This window comes from Pseudomonas chaetocerotis, assembly GCF_015712105.2.
GTDB lineage: Bacteria > Pseudomonadota > Gammaproteobacteria > Pseudomonadales > Pseudomonadaceae > Aquipseudomonas > Aquipseudomonas chaetocerotis.
Window position 1 is genome coordinate 13,735 of sequence record NZ_JACFYX020000019.1, and the last position, 19,929, is coordinate 33,663.

Sequence of the window (19,929 nt, forward strand, 5' to 3'; positions counted from 1 at the left end):
TTGGGCTGGGTAGGCTTCAGGGCAGGGGTTAGGCTGCCAACCTCAACGCAGAATCCAGCGCGCGTTGCTTGATTTGCGCACCCTGACCGAACCAGGCCGAGTCCATGCGGTACTCGTTGCTGCGTGCACGGCGCTCGTGGTCGACGTACTCGGTGACGGCATTGAGCAGGCCCCAGGCGGTGCCGCGTGCCGAGTCCAGCTGGCTGCCACGACCACGACCTTCATACAGTTCCTGTACCTTGCGCAGGGCGCGCTCGTTGGGCAGTTGTTCCGGAAGCGCACCGGTCGGGCTGGTCTCGCACATGACGTTCATGAAGAAGCCCAGTGCCTCATGCCATTGCACCTTACGCTCGGCCAGCGCGCGCATGCGGTACATGAAGTCGTCCCATTGCGAGACGGCAATACCGAGTTGCTTCTTCACTACCGTTGGATCGAAGCGGGTGTTATGCGGCACCTTGATCGCTCGGCTGGTGCCGTCCAAGGCGATGGTCAGTGTGTTATTGCAGACCACGCGCACTGTGGTCGGCGTTGCGGTGGTAGCCAGGGTTCCGTCGCAGGAAGTGGCCAGTAGTAGGTAACCGTTGACCTGGTCGTTACCCTTGAGTGCCGCGCCTTGTCCAGTACGCGCTAGCGCCCAGAACTTGCGCCCGCCTTTGAGTACGCCTGCGGTTTCCAGCTCGTAACCGGAGACCTCGGTCAGATCCCTGTAGAACTCCAGCACTTCGCGCGGTTGAACGATGTGATAGCGCTGGGAGACCACCGACAACGGAGCTTTGGTATCCGAACGGAACAATACCTTCTGCTCGGGGAACGAGTGGATCGCGCCGAGATGGCCAATCGCGTCTGACTTGAAATGCACTGGACTTTCTAGGATCTGCCAGTCCATACCGGCTTCGCGTTGCCAGATTTCAAGGGGCTGTTTTTGCGTGAGTTGATTACCCAGGCCATGCCAAGGGGTTGCACCGACATAGGCCATATGCTCGATGAGATGAGCCATAAAGATTTCCTTGCCAGAGAAAACTGGCTATTGCCCGGCAGTCTTGTGCCGGGTGGGTGGGAATCGGATTGAATGAAGGCGCGTGGCGCGCCTTGTAGGAGGGCTACTGGTCGAGGGAAAAGACGTGGCCGCAGGCATGGCACTCGAAGTTATCGAGCACGCGGGCATCGATTTCTTCACCCATGCGTGCACCGGCGAGGCTGCCGACGGCGCCACCAGCCAAGCCGCCCAGGATGGCACCAGCCAGGCCACCCAAGGCCGCCCCGATGGGGCCCGCGACCGCGCCCAGAGCCGCACCGCTTTGTGCTCCGGCGGCAGCGCTCGCCGCGCCGGTCGCGGCTCCACCTACAGCGCCGGCTGCACCACCGATTTTGCGGGCATGGTTGCGTGCTGTGACGCGAGCAGAGTTACAGGAAGGGCAGTTAATCGACATCGTTCAGGCTCCTGAGAAGGGAAGGGCTGAAGAGGGCAATACGCACCCGTCTTCCCTTAAATGATTCAGGTCTGAAATTTCGTTATATCTGATCGCTGCAGTCAGTAGCGGGGCCCGTCACTGCGGAGAAAACATCAGCAGTTTCATTTTGCACCCTTCATGCAGATCCGTGAGATGAAGCACTGGGGCGATTTCACATCCCAGTACTTCCGCCAGACTGCCGACAATCTGTGCGTATTCGCCGAGCGTAAGCGTAGGCGTGCCTTCAACGACTAGCAGTGCCTCCTGTGCACGATCTGACTGGTGCAGTCGCACGCGGTTTCGTAAATGCTGCAATGCTTGAAGGGCGGATTTCGCTTGAGCTGAGACGTACCTGCCGATCAGTTGTTGCGGATTCCAGGTGGCATAACTGGTCCAGTCCAACCCAAGTAAATTTGGGTTGTCCAGGGCAGTGTACAGGGCATGCCAGAAGTCGAACATGTCTTGCTCTTTCGTCCACTGATAGACGCGAATGCCGAAGGGCCTCGCTACAGGAGCTGGTCGGAGGTAATGTACATGGATGATGTCGGCGATCCCCTTGAGGCGCTGCAGATCGGCTGGCGAGGCCCTGTGGCTGCATAGCCAGTGAACCTCGTGGAATCGCTGCGTTGGCCAGGTGGCATCCAGAGCGATTGCGTGGAAGTTGTGGCGCGATTGCCTCTGCTTGTGGCGTTCGTGGGGACTGCTACCTCTCTCAAGGAATTCCTTGCATGCTCGAAGTGCCTCCTCTTCAGTAGCGGCGAGCAAGGCAATTTCGTAGCAGCCCTCTTGAATCGGGGGCCACGACTGCTGCGCAACGAGTGATACGGCGATTTGCGGGTCATCACCGCTGCCCAGCAGGTAAAAGAGGTAATCCCGAGGTCGCATGACGGGGACAGTTACCGCACTTGCACTGGAGCGTTGATGCATTTGTATCCAGGGTACTGAGCTTCTGCTGTTACCCGTGCCATGGCCGAGTTCACCGCTTGGACGGTGATCGTGAAATTGGCCCGCGGCCCAGCATTCGCCACGACACGTTGTAAAAAGGCGGAGTAGGTTTTCATCAGCAGGTCTCCATTTTTAAGGTGGAGATATGGTGCTGCCGAAGGGCGACGTCCTGTGTCGCAATCACTCGCCGGCGTAAAGAGACGCCATGCGCTTAGCCGACGCTGCGATTTGCGCACGAAGGGCGGTGGGCTCGAGAACTTCCAGATGTTCACCTTGGCTCAGTAGCCACAAGTCCAAACCCTGGCTGAGGTGGATGCTGCCGCTCATAAGCCACCAGTCCGTCGTTTCCGGTTCCAGAGTCTGGTCTTCAGTGAGTGGGTTCTCCTGCAGGCGCTCGCTCAAAGTGTGGCTGACGCGGAGTCGTATCTGGACAGGATGATCCGTTCTCAGACCCACCAGGCTGCGCATTGCGGGGACTGAATTGATGTCGTAGTCCTCTGGCGCAGCGATATCCTCGAACATCGTGCGTGCGGTTCTGAAACGATGCAGGGGCAGCGCAGCAATACTGCCTTGAGGCAACCCCTTGAAGACGCACGAGAGATAGATGTTCGAATCTTGATAGGACAGCCCCAGCGGTTTTAGTTGGAGCAGCTTGGGCTCGTCGGCGCCACGCTTCTGGTAGAGCGCTTCGATTGACATGCCGTCCAAAAGCGCTTGCTGAATGACGTCCAGCACCTCTTGTTTGACCACGCTGGGCTGCAGGGTAATGAAGCGCGTGTTGCTGGTGATCTTATTGGAAACATCCTGACTGGGCCGGTTGCCTTTGAGCAGGGAAACAGCGTAATCACGAAGCGGGGCCAGTCGTTCGACTTGCGCAGCCATCCCAAAACGCGTGGCGTGATCCATGATCATGGCTAGGTTCATGGCATCTGTGGGAAGCATCGACAATCGGGAAAGGGACTTTTCCGCCCACCACAGCGTCGAGCGTCCGTCTTTTCTGCTGTGTACATGAGGGTATTTTTCCTTCAGATCGCTCAGGTCTCGCTGGATCGTCCTCAGGTCGACATTCAGACCTTGTCGAGCTACGCGCTCGCGAATGGCTGTGCTGCCCAACGCGTTTTCCTTGCCGGGAAGAATTCCCAGAATCAGGTCCTGGCGAAATAGCTGATCCACGTTTGCATCCTTGTGCTCAACACGACATGAGGTGTCGCAAGACTCACGGAAAATAGCCCTGCGATCAACGATAGGGCTGCAGCATGAGCAAATCGGTCTGTGTGTTCAATCTGCTGGAGTCATTGCTCCCGATGCCTGAGCAGGTTGCGGTTGTCGAGCCTAGTGAAATGCAGCGCCTCTACAGCGGAGTTGGGATTCCATCCTTGCGGACAATGGAGCTGGCAGGGCAGGCCAGGTTTGTAAGTCTGCATGAAGTCAAAGCGGCCAATTCCCTGCTAGGACTGGTTGACCCGATCAAGATTCACCAAACATACGTTTGCCTGAGGGCCGCGGCCATTGATGGCGACCCCGATGCAATGAATGATTTGGGCTGGTTATGGCTAAATGGAACGCGCTTGGCATCTGACCCGATATTGGCCAGGCGGCTGTTCAAGCTAGCTGCTGTCGAGGGCAATGGCGAAGCGTTATTCAACCTGGCCGAGCAGGCTTACTACGGCAAGGGGATGGTCACGAATCCTGCTCTTGCCATCGACTACTACGAGCAAGCATTCGAGTATGGTGTGCCAGGGGCTGCGCTGGCGCTGGGAGCAATCTACGAAGAGGGTGACGAAGGTGTCATGGTCGACCATGGCAGGGCCATGCTCTGGTACAAGCGGGCGGTCGAAGAGGGGGATGTGCTGGCAGGTTTTTATCGTGGACGGCTGGCACTGAATGAATCATCGACAGAGCACAACATGGCCTCCGGGGTTTACTGGTTGCAATGGTCCGCAATGCTCGGTGAGCGGTGCGCGAGCGAAGCGCTTGTTGAACTCTACAGTTCTCCGTTCAATTCACCACCTGATCCCGAGCGTCGGCTGTACCGCTTCTGGCGTGATTTCGCTATCGACCAGGGGAGTAGCACAGCGATCGCGATGAGGGGTGCAGATGAGGTTTCTAGCTTGCGCCTTGCTGAGAACAATTGACTTATTCCAAGCCTCAGACTTTGATCTGGCGCAGCAACCAGGTTGATTCAAGATTATTTTCAAGGACGTCACGAATGGAAAAGAGCACCTACCTACAGACTCCCGCCGTAGCGAATTTCGTCAAATGGATGAGTGAGAACCTCGACGGCGATACCTTCGCGCATCAATACACGAACCGTCGTTTGGGATGCATCTGGCGCTGCGACAGCCTTTATGATGCTTATGCCCAGTATCACTGGCCGCACCCGGGCAATCAGCGTCTCGGAGAGCCGACTGGTACCACTTTCGAATCCAGCGCAGCCATTCTTCAGGCGCTCAGTCAGGATCTTCAGAGCGCTTTGGGATCCCAGGGAAGCGATCACACGGTTGTAACTGCTGCCGTCGACGTCATGACATGGGGTGGAGTACGTGCTGGCAACGTACGTTGGCTGCATGCGAACCAAGCCAATCTCCCTCAGATTCTATCCAGCACCAGGCAAGCCTTGGATGCAGGAAGCACCGATCATCTTCTGCTAGTTGCCAAAGATCTCAGGTTCAATGCCGGGATGACCAAGGTCTATTCACTCATTTGCGACGGCTTCGTTATCTATGACAGCCGGGTTGCTGCTGCGCTGGGTTGGGCCGTGGTGAAGTTTTGCCAGGCCGCAGAGCTATCGGAGGTGCCACAAGAGCTTCGTTTCCCGTGGGCTCCTGCAAAGAGCGCAGCTAATGACCCGTCCCCTAAACGGCGTAACCCAGGCCAGTCAGAATTTTTCTTTCCGAGGTTAAAGTCAGGGGCTAACCATGCTGCCTGGAATCTGAAGGCCAGTTGGCTGCTCAGTGACGTGCTGGACCAGGCTGCGGCGCAGAACAGTCGATTCAATCAGATTGAGTGTTTTGATACTCGTCTACGGGCGCTCGAGGCGGCGCTTTTCATGATTGGGTATGACCTGGATGCTACTCAGGCAGACGCATCCGCGGCGATTCCCGAGCAGGTCATGGACCGCGCCCAAGAAGATGAGGCCGATAGTTTTTGGAACGACTGTCAGACGCTAAGCAAGGGGAATCCCTTTCGCTACAAACTGACGGACAGTGGCATTGCTATCGAGGGTGGTCCGACCTTTACCTTGGCGGACATCTCTTCAACCTTGATGCAGCTCTGGACTGACTTTGGCTCGAGTGCGTTCCCCCTTGCAAACAGCGCTACCGATGTTCGTGATGGCACTGCCCCAAAAGGCATGGGGGCAGCCTACTTTCAGGTGACCGGCGCCAATCCGCCCAATACCAGTAAGCTCGCTGCTGTTTTGGAGGAGCTGGGGGCGATTGTTCCTACAGCGGGATATTCTGCTCGATCGCTGAGCTGGACACTCGATTTGCGCCGGCTTGGGCTCGATCAGGGCGCGCGTACGATCGATATCGATTCTTTCTGGGCTGAGGTGCTACGTGCTGAGCAGGAAGGCTGAGTTTTTGCACGTTAGGCATTGCACGGGCTCATCGGCCGCTGGTCAGGTGGCTCTAGCCTCCGCTGCTATTGCCCCGGAGATTGCTAGTGGGGCCTAACTTGCGGTGCAGGGACTACTACCAGACGCAGTTCGCAGGGTATGTGCGCTACCTGGCATGCGGCGTTGCGCTTGATGAGTGTCTGCATGACTTTCTCGATCAACGACCAAGCGGAAAGTACACCCAGAGGCATCGCGCCTCTGGGCTGGCTGACGCCGATTTCTGGTGGCAGCCCGCAAATGTAGAGGGAGCTGCTCTGGCCAGTCTGGCGCTTGCACGTGTACTGCATTTTGATGACGTGATCAGTACTGAGCTGTTGGATCACCTGGCAGTTCACCACCCTGATCAGCTGCGCTGGGCCATTCGCTACTCCAAGCTTTTTACGCGCGGGGATTCGCCTCTCTGGGTTCATCTGCAAACCCGCTGCACTTGCGAGGAGTGGCAGACCTTCTTCGGAGTTTGCGAGCGTCTGCTGCTGCAGCTGGAACCCTTTGAAGCCATGATTAAGAGCGCTGAGCGCCAACTGCAGTCTCTGAAGCTTCTGGAGCTGCTTTCCTATCTCAGCGTATTGGCGTATGCCCGTCTCGGGGAGGCTGGTGACGATCCAGCAGGCATGGATTGGCTTGCTTACGAGCGGATCATCCTGCGCAAGCTGAAGACTTGCAGCGAGTCTGACTTTCGGCTTTCTACGGATGTGCTTGGCCGTTCGTTGAGACAACATTTGTCGCCAATGCTGTTTCCGCAGCCTGGGGAGGGCGCTGAGTGCGTTCAGAACCTGGAAGCGCTCGGCGTGATGATCGATGCAACGCGCGAGCTCATTGACTATGAGCGCTCCATCGACTGGTTTTGCTTCGATAGTGAATGCGATTACCAGCTTCAGCCTGGACAATCAGTCATTTTCAACAAAACAGACGAGGGTACCCTGCGCTGGCAGCGTACTGAGCGAAAAAGCCAGCTGCTATGGTGCTACTGGATGTGCCGCGCGGTCGATGTCTTTGCGGCTTCTGAGCTGGCGGGGCAGGTCATCGGTAGTGCTGAAAACCATGAGGCCAACCAGCTCGCGTACATCAAAGCGATTCGCAGCCAGCTCTATCTGCAGGTAGTTTTTGGTCTCGGCGAAAGTATCAGGCTCAACAATGGGGCGGAGGTCACGCTGCATCACGCCATGCTTGCCAGTGAGCTGACTAATGCCTTTTTCGAGCAGGCCTATCTGCAACCTTATCGGCGATACCTGGCTGACTCCGGTGATCCCATAGCGGCACTGGGGCGTTTGGCTTTTGAGGGGCTGCTGCAGGGAGAGAATCGCTTTCCCATGACCTGGTCGGAGTTGCCGGAGAAAGTGGCGCGGATCTGTGCGTGGACGGTCAGTGATGAGCATCCCATGGGGGATCCTGAGGCCGCCAAAGCCATTCTGCAGTTTTGGACCAGTGATCTTCAGGCGCTGTCCGAGCAGATCAAGCAAGCGCCTAATCAACCGACGCCAAGGCTATACGAGCGGCCGTTCTACAAAATCGGCCGCTTCAGCTTTCAGTTTCCTTGGGTTGCGGGAAGACAGAACAGCCTCACGGCCGCGGTAAACAATTTGCGTCGCGTAGATCCGCGCAGACCTGAGCTTCGCTCCGAAACAGAACGTGTCGAACACGAACTGGCTGCGTCTCTTCGGCAGCGAGGTTTCCGGGTGGTGGTGGGCTACCAGCCGCCTCGCATGGATGAGGGCGATGTAGGAGAGATTGATGTGCTGGCGTGCCTCGAAGGCGTGTTGCTATTGCTCGAGGTCAAGTCAGGTTTTATCCGTTCCAACGGTCACGAAGTCTGGCTCCACCGCACGAATACGTTACGCAAGGCTGCCAGGCAGCTGAAGCGTAAAAGCCCAGCGGTGCTCCCAGCATTGCTAGCGGACTCTGACTTGCGTGACGCGCTGGGGCTGGCGATTTCCGATCCGTCGCCGGCCTTGCACACCTGGGTTGTAGACACCTCGATTGAGCTGGATGGGGAGGTTGTTGATGGCGCTCTGGTGGTATCCCGAGAAGTCCTGGAAGTCGCGCTATGTGATGAGCAGCATTACCTGAGGGCTTTCGATCAGGACGCGGAGGAAGAGGAGGCGATCGCCACACTTTATCCGGACGGATTCAGCGTTCAGGCGTTTATCCGAGTGATCGAGCGAAGCGAGGTTTGGCGGGGCTTACTTTAAGCGGCGTCTACCTGGCGTAGGCCTTGGCAACAGGACTTGTCTTAGGCACTGACGGCAGCATTGGTCTGAGCATAACTTGCTCATCAATCCAGCGCAGCAAAGCTTGCTATGGTTCTAAATAATGACCAAAATTAAGGTCTTATTGGAGGGCTTGGATATGCAGAGTATCTTGGCTGACGTCGCTGTCAGCGTTTCTGAGTTGAAGAAAAATCCGTCGGGCATCCTGGCTGGTGCAGGTGGTATGCCTGTCGCCGTGCTCAACCACAATCGCGTCATGGGATACATGGTGCCGGCAGAGCTCTATGAGCAGATGATGGAGCGCCTAGATGATCTGGAGTTGGTCGAAATAGTGAAGGCTCGCTCGGGCGAGGAGTCTGTCCCGGTGCGTTTGGATGACCTATGAGCTGGAGTTCCTGCCCTCAGCCCTGAAGGAGTGGCAGAAGCTCGGCCATACGGTGCGCGAGCAGATCAAAAAGAAACTGCGCGAGCGCCTGGATAATCCCAAGGTTCAGGCCGACGCCCTCAGGGATATGCCGGGGCACTACAAAATCAAGCTGCGTGCATCGGGCTATCGTCTGGTATACCGCGTCGAAGATGAGCGCGTGGTGGTCGTGGTGGTTGCCGTTGGCAAGCGCGAGCGTGGGGCCGCTTACCAATCTGCCAAGGGCCGTTAGTGACTGGAGGCTAGTGCAGGTTCGGACGTGTCCGAAACCTTTACGGGCGGAAACTTTACGTGTCGCGGCTCGTGGGGATCGAGGTTATGGTCATCTCGTTACTACCGAGGAGGCCTTCCATGATCATTCTGAGCTCACTGAGTGAATACCTCGTGCTGCTGGGTTCGATGCTGCTGATGATTGGCTTGGCACGGATCGCTTACGGCGGCCGTGCAATCTGATTGAGTTCGGCCGGATTCAAGTGATGTTGGGCAGCTGCCGTCTATCTGCGTGATAACGGGCCGTCTAATTTCATGATTCGGATCCGTCCAAATTGATGGTGCGAGGCTGTCATTGTTGAAAACCGGCGCTCTGAAGGACTGAAATTTGGCTTCGAGAGGGCTGCTAGTTTGCTGGCCAAGTTGCCTAGCCCCAGAAGTTGTTGCAGATCCGTTGCACTGCCGCGGCAGCTGCGCGGCGATCAAATAGCTCTGCATCGAAGCTGCCGCCTGCCCATTCCAGTGCATTGCGGCCTTCGTCGCTGTCAGGGAGCTGGATGTTTTGCAGGAAGTGCTGATAACCCGGAACCCCACCCACGTCCTCCGGTGGGCAGGCACGGGCGCCGTCTAGCACTTCGCACCAGGTGCCGCTGAAGTCACAGGGCTCGATGGCCTCCACTGCGATCACATGTTGCCAGCTGTCGCCGAAATCGTAGAGATAGCGCAGGCGGTCGCTATCTTTCAGTACCCGACGCAGTTTGATTTTGCGGTCATCCAGCGCGTCTTCGAACATGCCGGCGAACTCGGCGTCCAGTGGCATGTAGCGATTAAGTCCGTCGCTGAATTCATGTAGATGACTGCTGGTCCAGCCAAACGCAGCTTGAATGAAGTGGTGGAGCTTGCGCAGCGAACAGTCGCCCGTTACCTGGATCCGCCTCCAAATCGGCGGATCGAACTGCAGCGGCTCCAGCTGGATATGCAGGGTGTATAGCGAGGTCTGAACGGCCATGGTGGCTCCGATATTAGTGGTACAGCCAGGGCTGCAGTTCATCTAGGTTGGCGACCACGATCTGCTGCGCCGTTGCCTTGGCGTGCACCTTAGTCGGGTCGATTTGGTAGCGCTGCAGGACGTACTGCACCAGGGCGCCGCGCGTTTCGATCACCAACTGACCCTCGCGCACCCCGTAGTCGGTCTCGATGATTACCTTCTGCTCCGGCTTAAGTCGTGAGTCCGGTTCGATCACTACCGCCACCTGAGTGTTCCAGCCCGCATCCTGGTCGCGTCCATTGGAGGACGGGTCATCCATGAGCTCAGGCACGCCGCGGAAGCGACTCAATACGAAGTCCCGATAATCGCGATTCTTCTCACAGTACGCGCGTACGTGCCAGCGCATGCCGGTGTAAATCAGCGTGTGCGGAGCGATCAAGCGTGTCTCTGCGTCCGGCGTAGTAAAGGACACGTACTCACACTCCAGACGTAGCCCCTCGCGGCAGGCGCGTAGAAGCGGGCGCAATAGTTCCGGGCGTACCGTGCGATCCGGCACCTGCAGCACCTCGGTGTGCGCATAGGCCAATGCCAGGCCCTCGATGTGCGGGGCACGGTCGTGATTCTGGTTGAGCAGGTGCAGATAGGCGCTGGCGCTATCGCCGATGAACAGTGGCTTGAATTGCCTGCTGGGTACGTACCCCTTCAGATGCTTGTCGTATTCCAGGTTCTTCGGCGCGTAATCGGTGATGTAGGAGTTGATGTCTTTCGACGCCTGTTGGCGGCTAATGCCGAAGCTCTGAATCAGGTGATTGGTGGTCAGACGGCCTTCCCACCAGGCCACCGTCTCGATCAGGCGGTAGCGCAACGCCAGATCCCAGCGCACCGATTCGATTGATTGCTTGCGTTTCATGGCCTCTCCATCTGCTCGAAAACTTTACCTGTACGCGTAAACACTCTAGATGCGTCGTCTCAAGTTACATACCTTGAGGTGGTCATTCAAGCTGCCCGTTGGGCTGGCGGATAGAGGGGGTGTCGAAGTATGAACATGATTGGCTTGTCGTGGATGGTAATCAGCGGCAGTTTGTTGCTGGTTGTGCTGGCGGGTGTTGCAGCTTACTGGCAGGTCTTGCGCCGCCTTGAAGCGGTTACAGCCTTGCAGATCTGTCAGTCGCAACTGGAGCAGCATATGGTTGCATCTCACCAGAAAGACGATGAGCTCCGCGAGCTGAGTGCTGGTTTGCGGGCGGAAAAGGCTCATGTTGAGCAGCTTCAGCGGCAGGTCGAGTTTGCTCAGCAAGAGGCTGGACGCTTGCGCACCGAATATCGCGATCAATCCGCTCAACTGGTCGAGGTGCAGAGCGCGGCCAGCGCCGCTCGTGCTCAATATGGCCAACTGCTTCAGCAGCATGATGAGCTCAAGCAGGCGAGTACCCGGCTGCAGCAAGTTCACGATGTTCTTCAGGATCGCTTTGCAGCCCTGACCAAGGAGCATGCCACGCTGAGCAGTACGCTCGATCAGAAGCAGCAGCACTTTGCCGAACAGCAGCAACTGCTAAAGGAAAGCCGCGACCAGCTCAAACTGGAGTTCGAGCAGCTCGCTGGCCAGATTTTCGAAGCCAAAGGCCAGGTGTTCTCGCAGCACAGTCAGCAATCACTGGATGCGCTGCTTAAGCCCTTCCGCGAGCAGATCGAGGGTTTCCGTACCAAGGTTGAAGACATTCACCACAAGGATGTACAGCAGCAAGCAGCATTGACCCAGGAGCTGCATCACCTGAAGGAGCTGAATCGACAGATCACCCAGGAGGCTCAGGACCTCACCACAGCGCTGAAAGGGCAGAAGAAGGCGCAGGGCAATTGGGGTGAGTTGATTCTGGAGAATGTCCTGGAGCGCTCCGGCCTAGTTAACGGTAAGGACTTCAAGCGGGAGGTCAGCTTTACAGGCGAGATCAATCGCCAGCGTCCCGATGTGATCGTTTACCTGCCTCAAGGCAAGCACCTGATCATCGATGCAAAGGTCTCGCTCAACGCGTACACCCGTTACATCAATGCCGAGGACGATGCTGAGCGACGCATGGCGCTTGCCGAGCACGTGACGGCCGTTGGGCAGCGTATCAAAGAGCTTTCTGATCGTAGCTACTTTGATTTGCCGGGGCTGAATGCGCCTGAGATGGTCTTTATGTTCGTGCCCATCGAGTCGGCTTTCGTCGAGGCGCTGAAGGCGGACGAAACACTTTTCCAGAAGGCCATCGAGCAGAACGTGCTGGTGGCTACGCCAACCACGCTGTTGACAAGCCTGAACATCGTGCGCCAGTTGTGGCGTTTCGAGGATCAGAACAAGCACACAGCCGAGTTAGCCGAGCGTGCCGGCAAGGTATACGACAAGCTGCGCACCTTTCTCAGCAGTATGGATGCCATCGGCCACAGCTTGGACAGAGCGCAGGATGCCTACAAGAAAGCCTGCGATCAGTTGGTCAGTGGCAAGGCTAACCTGGTCAAACAGGTCAGCGACTTCCGTCAGTTGGGCGTAGCGGTCAAAGGCGAGCTGAATGAGGTCTGGGTCGACCGGGCGGATTTGGAACTAAACCTGATCTCTCAGATGCCCGCTGAGCAGCAGGCCTGAACCCTGCCGCAGCACGCAAGTGAATTGCAAGGAGCAAAACAGGATGAAGAAACCAGCAACGGTACAGGCGCTCGAGGACCTGGGGCGCGTCCGGCTATCCAAGCACTTTTTCATGCGGGATTTCCTCTACTCGGAAATCAGCCAGATCGAGGGCATCCCTAATATTCCGGATTATCCGGACCGCGCCATCGAAGCCGGGCGAGGACTTTGCGAACAGTTGTTGGAGCCTCTGCAGGAGCGCTTTGGGCGGATTGTCATTCGCTCGGCTTACCGAGCGCCGGCAGTCAACGCCAAGGGCGCCGAGAACAACAACCAGTACAGCTGTGCCGCCAACGAAAAAAACTACGCAGAGCACATTTGGGATTATCCGGACGCCGAAGGACATCTGGGCGCGACTGCCTGCATCATGGTGCCGGCATTGTTGCCCTGGTATGAGGAGCGCAAGGACTGGACGCCGCTGGCCTGGTGGATTCACGACAATCTGCCGTACGCAAGCCAGTTCTGGTTTCCCAGACTTGCGGCATTTAACCTTCGGTGGAGCGCAAACCCGAACACGTTACCCAGCATCAGCACCTACGTTACCAACCCCCATACCGGTGACAAGACAGCGTTGGTGAAGGGCGGGGTGGCCACGCTGAGCTTGGATGAGCGCAAGGCGATCGTTCGCCCATGGTTGGCGAGTCTCAACTAGATTGCAGAACGATCAACCGTTTAAGTGGCCTGCGTGCTAAGACATCTGCTTGAAAACTTTACCTGTACAGGTAAACACGCTAGATGTATCTCGAAAGGCTACATATTTTTCGGGGTATCCGCTGCGGCAGCGGCTTTTGGGCAGCAATCATCTGGAGTGTGAATGCAATCTGTTACCTACCGTCTTGATCAGAGTCCCGTGACGCCATTTCAGTACCAGCAGGATGCCGAGAAGTACGCGGGCAATATCGAGTGCTCAGAGTGCGAGGCCAGTGCCTGGTTTGTAAGAAGTTCAGTCAGTGGCGGTCGGGAGCGTGTTGCTTGCTTCGCCGCGCACCACCAAGACGGTTGCCAGATCAAGACGGTGGTACTGGTTGTTGACGATGAAGGGGTTGAGCCAGATGAGGGTACAGACACGACGCGCATCAATGTCGATTTAGATAAGCGCAAACCCCAGGAAATCCTGGTTCCAGAGCCCAAAGAACGGCAGCCCGTCGATTCTCCATGGGGCGTGTTACAGCGGAAATACGCAAACGCTGCAGACTACCCGATCAACAAATCACTCCGGCAGATCCTGTCGTGCCTGATCAAGAACCCTGACTACCCAGAGGATGATGTTTCGATCCGGATCACCACCGACGGTGGTCGAGTCGCTCTGGAAGGGGAGGTCCGTAAGTTGCTCTCCCATCAGCGACAGCTTGCTGGCATCGAGCTCGGTACGGTTCGCTTATTCTGGGGGCTGGTCACCAACGTCAACCGGAAGGATGGCGAGGTCTGGCTCAACTGTGGGGATTACCGTACCGAACCAAGCCTGCTCGTCAGAGATGAGAACCTTGAAGAGGAAATGCTGAAGGCGTTCCGCCTCAAAAGTCTGGATGAGCTCGAGGGGGCCTATTTCCTTGTCATGGGATGGCTTGCCGGCTCGGAGCGCAAGCCCATTATCAACTTCGGCTTTGCGAAGTACATCGCCTTCGTTAAGTACCGCGTCAAGCATGATGAAGAAGCTTAAGTCCTGACAGGCTAGCTTTCCTGATTTGTGTACCAGTGATTGCCTGCAAATGGCAGAGCCCGCAATGGCCGTACTCTGCACCACTCCACCGTCAGATCACAGGTGGTGCTGCGCCATCGCGCTACGTAACGACAATTCCGTTATTCGAAAGCTAGAGACTCGACACCTCTACCGGGTTGAACCATGTGCGTCATCAATCCGCACGGGTTCCCCGGCAGGCTGCCCCGTTTCTGACCGAAAGCATCCTCAGGAGCTGCCAACCTGCCTGAATACTTGACCTGTATGAAAGCCCATTATTGGTGCGTCCAGTTGCGCGACATATCCTGCAGCTATGCCCACTGGATGGGCTGGATGGAGCCACTGGCCTGGAGGCCTAACTCAAACAGGATGGATGGTCACGGCGCAGAGGAGACGGGCAATGGAGTACACCACACATGCCATACAACGATGCAGTCAACGCGGTATTCGGCAGCAGCAGGTCCAGTGGCTTCTCGAGTTTGGATGCCATACCTGGAATCGTGGAGCGCAGGTGTACTTCTTCGACCGAGCGCGCTTGAAGCGGCTGTTGCTCAAGCTTTCCTCGGCTGAACGGCAGTTGGCCGAGAAGGCCCAGAGCGTTTATGTGGTTGTGGTAGATGGCGCAGTGGTGACTGTTGGGCATAGAAGCCCTGACTTCTGCGTCAGCAAGCCTGGCGCTCACCACCACAGACGTCGAGCGCAGCACCAAGCAGCTTGAGCCGCGGCAGATGACAATTCCTGGCTGATTAGGCAGGATGCGGGTTAATGTCGAACTGATATCAAGTTTGACGATTAATGGATTGAAGCAAGACCAACATTGGATAGTCAGAGATAATGGCAGCTTTGCAGATCATTCCTTCCCTCAACCCCCGTTCAGCGGGTGCTGTGAGCTGGGAACCCACAAGTGATGCCATGACTAATCAGCAGTCTTTGATCAATTTCGGCTTCAAGTTTGGCAGAAGCGGGGCGCATGACTCCCGCACCATGATGTTGCCGGAGTTGCGCAGCCTTTTCGCATGCACGCAGTCCAGCGATGGCCGCCCGCAGTATCGTGAGCAAATCACGGAGTTGAACTGCCTGGACAAGCCCACCAGTCGAGCGCGCAAGCTGACGGCTGAGCACCTGGCCGATCTCTACGGCCTGTCGCCTGATATTCCACTGTTTCGCGTTTTTCGCCTGCTTTGGGATGTGCGCGTAGAGGCGCAGCCATTGCTTGCGCTTCAACTCGCTGCAGCTCGTGATCCTCTGTTCCGTGTGTCTGTACCGCTGATGCTGGAGCTGCAGCCTGGTGAGCCTCTGCAGCGAGAACAAACTGAGGCGGTGCTGGCTGCTCAAGATCCCAATCGTTTCAGTCCCGCGTCGCTCAAGTCCTATGCGCAAAACATCAACGGCAGCTGGACTCAGGCCGGATTTCTGCGTGGGCGTGTCAAGAAGAGTAGGGCGCAGCCACAGGTAACCGAGGTGAACGTCGCCTATGCCCTGTTTCAGGCTTATCTCAACGGTTTGAGCGGGCAGCGCTTGTTCTCCAGTGAGTGGTGCAAGCTGCTGGATTGCCGAGCTGAACGCCTGATAGAGCTTGCACGTACAGCATCCTTGCGGGGGCTGATCACATTCAAACAATCGGGTGAGGTCATTGAAGTTGGGTTCCCCGACTTCCTCACCGCCACTGAAAAGGCCTGGCTCCATGAGTAGTCGCCTCAATAAGCTCATCAAAAACTACGCTCGCCATATCAGCCTGCCTTGGCAAGCGGGCCTGGCAGATGAGCAGCGAGTTCTGTTTGCCGTTTATCACAAGGAAGACGAGCTCAAGCTGCGTGCGCGAATCGAAGAATTCAAAGTGGCCACGGAAGGCGCAGGCCACCCCTGGCTGGTGCTGGATATCACCAATGCATTTCCCGAGTGGATGGCTGCAGAAGAGTACCGGGATGCCTATTTCACTGACCCCAGCGATCTGGTTGGTAACTACCCCGATTTCATTCAGGACCTGCTAGAGCGACTGGAGCAGCAGCTGGGTGACCACGCGAATGAGAAGACCCTTGTAGCGCTGATTGGCGCTGGTGCCTTGTTTGGTTTTGGCTCAGTCGCGGGCTTCGTCAAAGCGCTCTCTGCGCATGTGCCCGGTAGGCTGCTGGTGCTCTTCCCGGGCGAGTACATCGACAACACCTATCGCTTATTGGACGCCCGTGACGGCTGGGGCTACCACGCCACGCCGCTGACGGCTGACAACTGACTGTTTTGCTTTAAGGGACTGACATGCTTAACCGCGAAATCTACCTGAACGATCCGCTGGAAAACCGCCTGGCCAACAACGGGGTCGCCGAAGTGAAGGACGATCTGTCCGAACAGGCGCTCAACACCCTTCGTTATGAGCTCAAGACTTTCGTCTGTGAAGGTGAGTACCAGGCTGGTATGGACAAGATCCTGTCCACCTACCTGCGCAACCTGAGCAGCAATCATGAGCAGCCGGGTGTATGGATCAGCGGCTTCTTCGGTTCGGGTAAGTCGCACATGGCCAAGATGCTGCGCACCCTGTGGGTCGACCAGGCTTTTCCGGACGGCCTTACCGCGCGCCATATTGCCAACCTGCCGCAGAACGTTGCAGACGCATTCAAAGAACTGAGCATTCAGTCGCGTCGCTATGGCGGCCTGCATGCTGCATCCGGCACGCTCGGTGCTGGTGCGAACAACAATGTGCGCCTCGCCCTGTTGGGCATCATCTTCAAGTCGGCGGGCCTGCCGGAGCAGTACCACCAGGCTCGTTTTGTCCTCTGGCTGAAAGAGCAAGGCTACTTCGATGCCGTTAAACAGGCAGTAGAAGATGCCGGCAAACCCTGGGAGCGTGAGCTGAGCAAGCTGTACGTCTCGCCACTAATTGCCAATGCTTTGCTCCAGACCTACCCGGACATGGCCAGCGACACGCAAGGTGTGCATCAACTGCTCAAAGGTCAATTCCCGACAGTCACCGATGTGACCAACGACCAAATGGTCCAGGCTATCGCCGATGCGCTGGATCGCGAAGGCCAGTTCCCGCTCACCCTGGTTGTGCTCGACGAAGTCCAGCAATACGTGGGTAACGATGTAGACCGTGCGCACATGATCCAGGAGGTTGTAGAGACCTGCTGCAAACATTCTGCTTTCGGTAATCGCCTGTTGTTCATTGCGACCGGCCAGAACGCGCTTTCTGGTATGCCGAACTTGATGCGTCTGATGGGCCGTTTTCAGATTCCTATCATGCTCAGCGACACCGACGTGGAGTCGGTCATCCGTAAGGTCATCCTGCAAAAGGTCGAGACCGCTCGTGCCGGGCTGCAGGCGCTTCTGACCAAGCACCTAGGCGAGATTTCTCGTCATCTGCGGGGCACCAAGGTGGAGTATCACCAGGATGACGAGAAGGTCATGCTGGCCGACTACCCATTGTTGCCCGTGCGCCGCCGTTTCTGGGAGAAGGTGCTGCGTATTGTCGATACCACTGGCACTGTTTCACAGCTGCGTAACCAGCTCAAAGTCATCCACGAGGCCGCCAAGGCCACGGCCGAGAAAGAGCTGGGCAATATCGTTCCCGGCGACTTTATCTATCAGCAGATCGCGCCCAATCTGTTGCAGACCGGCGTTATCTCCAAGGAAGACTATGAGCGCATTGCCGAGCTGTCCGCTGGTAATGACGACCAGCAACTGCAGTCGCGTCTGCTCTCGCTGATTCTGCTGATTGGCAAGCTGCCGACAGACTCGATTGCTGACTGTGGTGTCCGCGCCACCGCCGACATGCTGGCTGACCTTCTGGTAGATAACCTCAACCAGGGCAAAGACGAGCTCCGTGCGCGCATCCCGGTTCAGCTGGAGGCCATGGCTAAGAATGGTCAACTGATGGCCATGGAGACCAGTGCCGGTGTCGAGTACCGTCTGCAAACCCAAGAAAGTGCTCAGTGGTACGACACCTTCCGCCAGCAAGAGGCCGACCTGCGCGGCAATATGCAACGTGTCGAGAATTTCCGGATCGACCTGCTGCACAAGCAAATCAAGTCCGAATTGGCCAAGGTCCGTGTCACCCAGGGGGCGTGCAAAGAGAACCGCCAGGTTATCGCCTGCTTCGATGCAGAGGTGCCCAAAGATGCCAACCAGAAAATCTACCTCTGGGTACAGGACGGCTGGAGCCTGAACGAGTCATCCTTCCTTGCAGAGGCGCGTAAAGCCAACCCCGATCTGCCGACGCTGTACCTCTACATCCCCGCGCGCAATCGTTCCGAGCTGAACAACGCCATCATCCACCAGGAAGCCGCCGATGCGACTCTGAGCCTGCGCGGCATGCCCAATACCGAAGCGGGCAACGATGCCCGCAAGGCGATGGAGACCCGCCAGCGCGATGCGCAGAAGCAGGTCGACCAGCTCCTTAAGGAAATCCTTTCGGGTGTACAGGTACTGCAAGCCGGAGGTGCGGAAGTCGACGGCAACAGTATTGCCGAGCGTATTCAAACCGCTGCTCAAGCCTCTGTAGTGCGTCTCTACCGCGAATTCGATATGGCCGACAGCCCACATTGGGCCAAGGTCTACGACCGTGCACGCAAAGACGGAGGTCAGAACGCCCTGGAAGCCGTGGGTTTTAGTGGCGATACCGAAAAGCACCCGGTCTGTGCCTCGCTCCTGCGTTACATCGGCGCCTCCAAGAAAGGCAACGAGATCCGCGATCAGTTTGCTGCAGCCCCCTACGGCTGGCAGCAGGACACTATCGATGGTGCGTTGTTCGCCCTGGTTGCAGCGGGTGTACTGCGTGCCACCGATGCAAGCGGCAATGCGCTGACGGCGCAAAGCCTGGAGCGGCAGAAACTCACCCAGAGCACCTTCCGTCCGGAGACTGTGACGATCCGTCCGGTGGATCTGATCAAGATCCGTGGCCTGATCAGCTCGTTGGGTATCGACTGTCCACCAGGTGAAGAGCAGGCCCGTTTGCCTGCACTGATCAACCTGGCTCGCGAGCTGCACCATGCGGCAGGCGGTGAGGCGCCTGCGCCTGCGCGTCCGGACGCCAGTTTGATTGATGAGATCGCCAAGGAGAGTGGCAATACCCAGCTCAAGTTGGTGCTGGATAACAAGGATGCCATCAAGCCGCTGCTTGATACCTGGCGCAGTCTGGGTGAGCAGCTGCGCTCTCGCCGCAGTGATTGGGACCTGCTGCAAACCCTACTGCGGCTCAGCAAGGGGCTGGCCTTTGGTGAGAAGCTCAGTGGCGAGGTGGATGCCATCAAGAGCAATCGCAGCTTATTGGCCGAGCCTAATCCGCTCGAGAGCCTTATCAGCAACACCGTCAGCCAGCTGCGTGAGGCAATTAATCACCACTTCCGCGCCTTCCAAACCGAATACCAAAAGCGTCAGGCTGAGCTGGCAGCAGACAGTCACTGGCAGCAGCTCTCTGCTGCCCAGCAGAATGAGCTGCTGGCTCGTCGCGGCCTGGCTGAGCCTGAAGAGCTGAGCCTCGGTAGTCGTGAAGAAGTCATCGATAGTCTGGAAACCACCAGCCTGGAACAATGGACTGATCGCAAAGATAGCCTGGCTGCCAAGTTTGAAAGCGCCCGCCAAGAAGCGGTCAAGCTGCTGCAACCCAAGGTTCAGCATGTCAGCTTGCCTAAGCGCACCTTCGAAAACGAAGCGCAGCTACGTCAATGGTTGACGGAAATCGAGGCTCAGCTGCTGGCCAAGCTGGCGGAAGGCCCCGTGATGGTCTGATGACACCCGCAGCATAGTGGCCCGTAGGGTGGG

At 57.2% G+C, this 19,929-nt stretch carries 17 protein-coding genes; 11 read left to right on the plus strand and 6 right to left on the minus strand.

Annotation, left to right across the window (positions count from 1 at the left end; translation table 11 throughout):
- Positions 1–28 precede the first annotated feature (28 nt).
- From H3221_RS24455 to H3221_RS24470, 4 genes are all read right to left on the minus strand, one after another.
- Positions 29–997 (minus strand): DUF932 domain-containing protein, encoded by a 969-nt coding sequence (locus H3221_RS24455; RefSeq protein WP_196476655.1) that lies wholly within the window; start codon positions 995–997, stop codon positions 29–31.
- Positions 998–1,100: 103 nt separating this feature from the next.
- A complete protein-coding gene (locus H3221_RS24460; RefSeq protein ID WP_031692728.1) occupies positions 1,101–1,430 on the minus strand; it encodes a hypothetical protein in 330 nt (109 codons plus the stop codon).
- Positions 1,431–1,547: 117 nt separating this feature from the next.
- Positions 1,548–2,378 carry a hypothetical protein gene (locus H3221_RS24465; protein WP_196476656.1) on the minus strand — a complete coding sequence of 277 codons (831 nt, stop codon included), beginning with the start codon at positions 2,376–2,378 and terminating at the stop codon, positions 1,548–1,550.
- Between the two features lie 198 nt (positions 2,379–2,576).
- A complete protein-coding gene (locus H3221_RS24470; protein ID WP_224490782.1) occupies positions 2,577–3,569 on the minus strand; it encodes a helix-turn-helix transcriptional regulator in 993 nt (330 codons plus the stop codon).
- 83 nt (positions 3,570–3,652) lie between these two features.
- Here H3221_RS24470 and H3221_RS24475 point away from each other — a divergent pair, with 83 nt between their 5' ends.
- From H3221_RS24475 to H3221_RS24495, 5 genes are all read left to right on the plus strand, one after another.
- Positions 3,653–4,531 carry a tetratricopeptide repeat protein gene (locus H3221_RS24475; protein ID WP_196476657.1) on the plus strand — a complete coding sequence of 293 codons (879 nt, stop codon included), beginning with the start codon at positions 3,653–3,655 and terminating at the stop codon, positions 4,529–4,531.
- Positions 4,532–4,605: 74 nt separating this feature from the next.
- Positions 4,606–5,973 (plus strand): hypothetical protein, encoded by a 1,368-nt coding sequence (locus H3221_RS24480; RefSeq protein WP_196476658.1) that lies wholly within the window; start codon positions 4,606–4,608, stop codon positions 5,971–5,973.
- Between the two features lie 140 nt (positions 5,974–6,113).
- Positions 6,114–8,201: an NERD domain-containing protein gene (locus tag H3221_RS24485; protein ID WP_224490784.1), complete on the plus strand. Its 2,088-nt coding sequence runs from the start codon at positions 6,114–6,116 to the stop codon at positions 8,199–8,201.
- 157 nt (positions 8,202–8,358) lie between these two features.
- Positions 8,359–8,604, plus strand: coding sequence for a type II toxin-antitoxin system prevent-host-death family antitoxin (locus H3221_RS24490; RefSeq protein WP_025297454.1), 246 nt, complete (start codon positions 8,359–8,361; stop codon positions 8,602–8,604).
- Positions 8,594–8,875 (plus strand): type II toxin-antitoxin system RelE family toxin, encoded by a 282-nt coding sequence (locus H3221_RS24495; protein WP_025297453.1) that lies wholly within the window; start codon positions 8,594–8,596, stop codon positions 8,873–8,875. The genes H3221_RS24490 and H3221_RS24495 overlap by 11 nt, the downstream gene beginning before the upstream one ends.
- 405 nt (positions 8,876–9,280) lie before the next feature.
- Here the strand turns inward: H3221_RS24495 and H3221_RS24500 are convergent, their stop codons facing one another.
- Positions 9,281–9,862 (minus strand): plasmid pRiA4b ORF-3 family protein, encoded by a 582-nt coding sequence (locus H3221_RS24500; protein WP_162500782.1) that lies wholly within the window; start codon positions 9,860–9,862, stop codon positions 9,281–9,283.
- 13 nt (positions 9,863–9,875) lie between these two features.
- Positions 9,876–10,751: a WYL domain-containing protein gene (locus H3221_RS24505; protein ID WP_196476660.1), complete on the minus strand. Its 876-nt coding sequence runs from the start codon at positions 10,749–10,751 to the stop codon at positions 9,876–9,878.
- 129 nt (positions 10,752–10,880) lie between these two features.
- Between H3221_RS24505 and rmuC the strand changes: the two genes are divergently transcribed.
- The 6 genes from rmuC to brxC all read left to right on the plus strand — a co-directional run bounded on the left by rmuC (position 10,881) and on the right by brxC (position 19,896).
- On the plus strand, positions 10,881–12,461 hold the full coding sequence (rmuC, locus tag H3221_RS24510) for a DNA recombination protein RmuC (protein WP_196476661.1): 1,581 nt from the start codon (positions 10,881–10,883) through the stop codon (positions 12,459–12,461).
- Between the two features lie 43 nt (positions 12,462–12,504).
- Positions 12,505–13,152 carry a peptidase M15 gene (locus tag H3221_RS24515; protein ID WP_182367109.1) on the plus strand — a complete coding sequence of 216 codons (648 nt, stop codon included), beginning with the start codon at positions 12,505–12,507 and terminating at the stop codon, positions 13,150–13,152.
- Positions 13,153–13,314: 162 nt separating this feature from the next.
- Complete coding sequence (locus H3221_RS24520; RefSeq protein WP_196476662.1) at positions 13,315–14,160, plus strand: hypothetical protein; 846 nt, start codon at positions 13,315–13,317, stop codon at positions 14,158–14,160.
- A 930-nt stretch (positions 14,161–15,090) separates the two neighbouring features.
- Positions 15,091–15,870, plus strand: a complete 780-nt coding sequence (locus H3221_RS24525; RefSeq protein WP_196476663.1) for a hypothetical protein — start codon at positions 15,091–15,093, stop codon at positions 15,868–15,870.
- Entirely contained in the window at positions 15,863–16,408 is a 546-nt protein-coding gene (locus H3221_RS24530; RefSeq protein ID WP_196476664.1) for a hypothetical protein, read from the plus strand. The genes H3221_RS24525 and H3221_RS24530 overlap by 8 nt, the downstream gene beginning before the upstream one ends.
- A 23-nt stretch (positions 16,409–16,431) precedes the next feature.
- Positions 16,432–19,896, plus strand: coding sequence for a BREX system P-loop protein BrxC (brxC, locus tag H3221_RS24535; protein ID WP_196476665.1), 3,465 nt, complete (start codon positions 16,432–16,434; stop codon positions 19,894–19,896).
- Positions 19,897–19,929: the final 33 nt, after the last annotated feature.

What these genes read in the sequence shown, in the direction of transcription:
- H3221_RS24525 (WP_196476663.1), top strand. Translation starts at nt 15,091, where the DNA reads ATGACTAATCAGCAGTCTTTGATCAATTTCGGCTTCAAGTTTGGCAGA.
- brxC (WP_196476665.1), top strand. Translation starts at nt 16,432, where the DNA reads ATGCTTAACCGCGAAATCTACCTGAACGATCCGCTGGAAAACCGCCTG.
- H3221_RS24520 (WP_196476662.1), top strand. Translation starts at nt 13,315, where the DNA reads ATGCAATCTGTTACCTACCGTCTTGATCAGAGTCCCGTGACGCCATTT.
- H3221_RS24505 (WP_196476660.1), bottom strand. Translation starts at nt 10,751, where the DNA reads ATGAAACGCAAGCAATCAATCGAATCGGTGCGCTGGGATCTGGCGTTG.
- H3221_RS24490 (WP_025297454.1), top strand. Translation starts at nt 8,359, where the DNA reads ATGCAGAGTATCTTGGCTGACGTCGCTGTCAGCGTTTCTGAGTTGAAG.
- H3221_RS24455 (WP_196476655.1), bottom strand. Translation starts at nt 997, where the DNA reads ATGGCTCATCTCATCGAGCATATGGCCTATGTCGGTGCAACCCCTTGG.
- H3221_RS24480 (WP_196476658.1), top strand. Translation starts at nt 4,606, where the DNA reads ATGGAAAAGAGCACCTACCTACAGACTCCCGCCGTAGCGAATTTCGTC.
- H3221_RS24500 (WP_162500782.1), bottom strand. Translation starts at nt 9,862, where the DNA reads ATGGCCGTTCAGACCTCGCTATACACCCTGCATATCCAGCTGGAGCCG.
- H3221_RS24475 (WP_196476657.1), top strand. Translation starts at nt 3,653, where the DNA reads ATGAGCAAATCGGTCTGTGTGTTCAATCTGCTGGAGTCATTGCTCCCG.
- H3221_RS24460 (WP_031692728.1), bottom strand. Translation starts at nt 1,430, where the DNA reads ATGTCGATTAACTGCCCTTCCTGTAACTCTGCTCGCGTCACAGCACGC.
- rmuC (WP_196476661.1), top strand. Translation starts at nt 10,881, where the DNA reads ATGAACATGATTGGCTTGTCGTGGATGGTAATCAGCGGCAGTTTGTTG.
- H3221_RS24495 (WP_025297453.1), top strand. Translation starts at nt 8,594, where the DNA reads ATGACCTATGAGCTGGAGTTCCTGCCCTCAGCCCTGAAGGAGTGGCAG.
- H3221_RS24515 (WP_182367109.1), top strand. Translation starts at nt 12,505, where the DNA reads ATGAAGAAACCAGCAACGGTACAGGCGCTCGAGGACCTGGGGCGCGTC.
- H3221_RS24465 (WP_196476656.1), bottom strand. Translation starts at nt 2,378, where the DNA reads ATGCATCAACGCTCCAGTGCAAGTGCGGTAACTGTCCCCGTCATGCGA.
- H3221_RS24530 (WP_196476664.1), top strand. Translation starts at nt 15,863, where the DNA reads ATGAGTAGTCGCCTCAATAAGCTCATCAAAAACTACGCTCGCCATATC.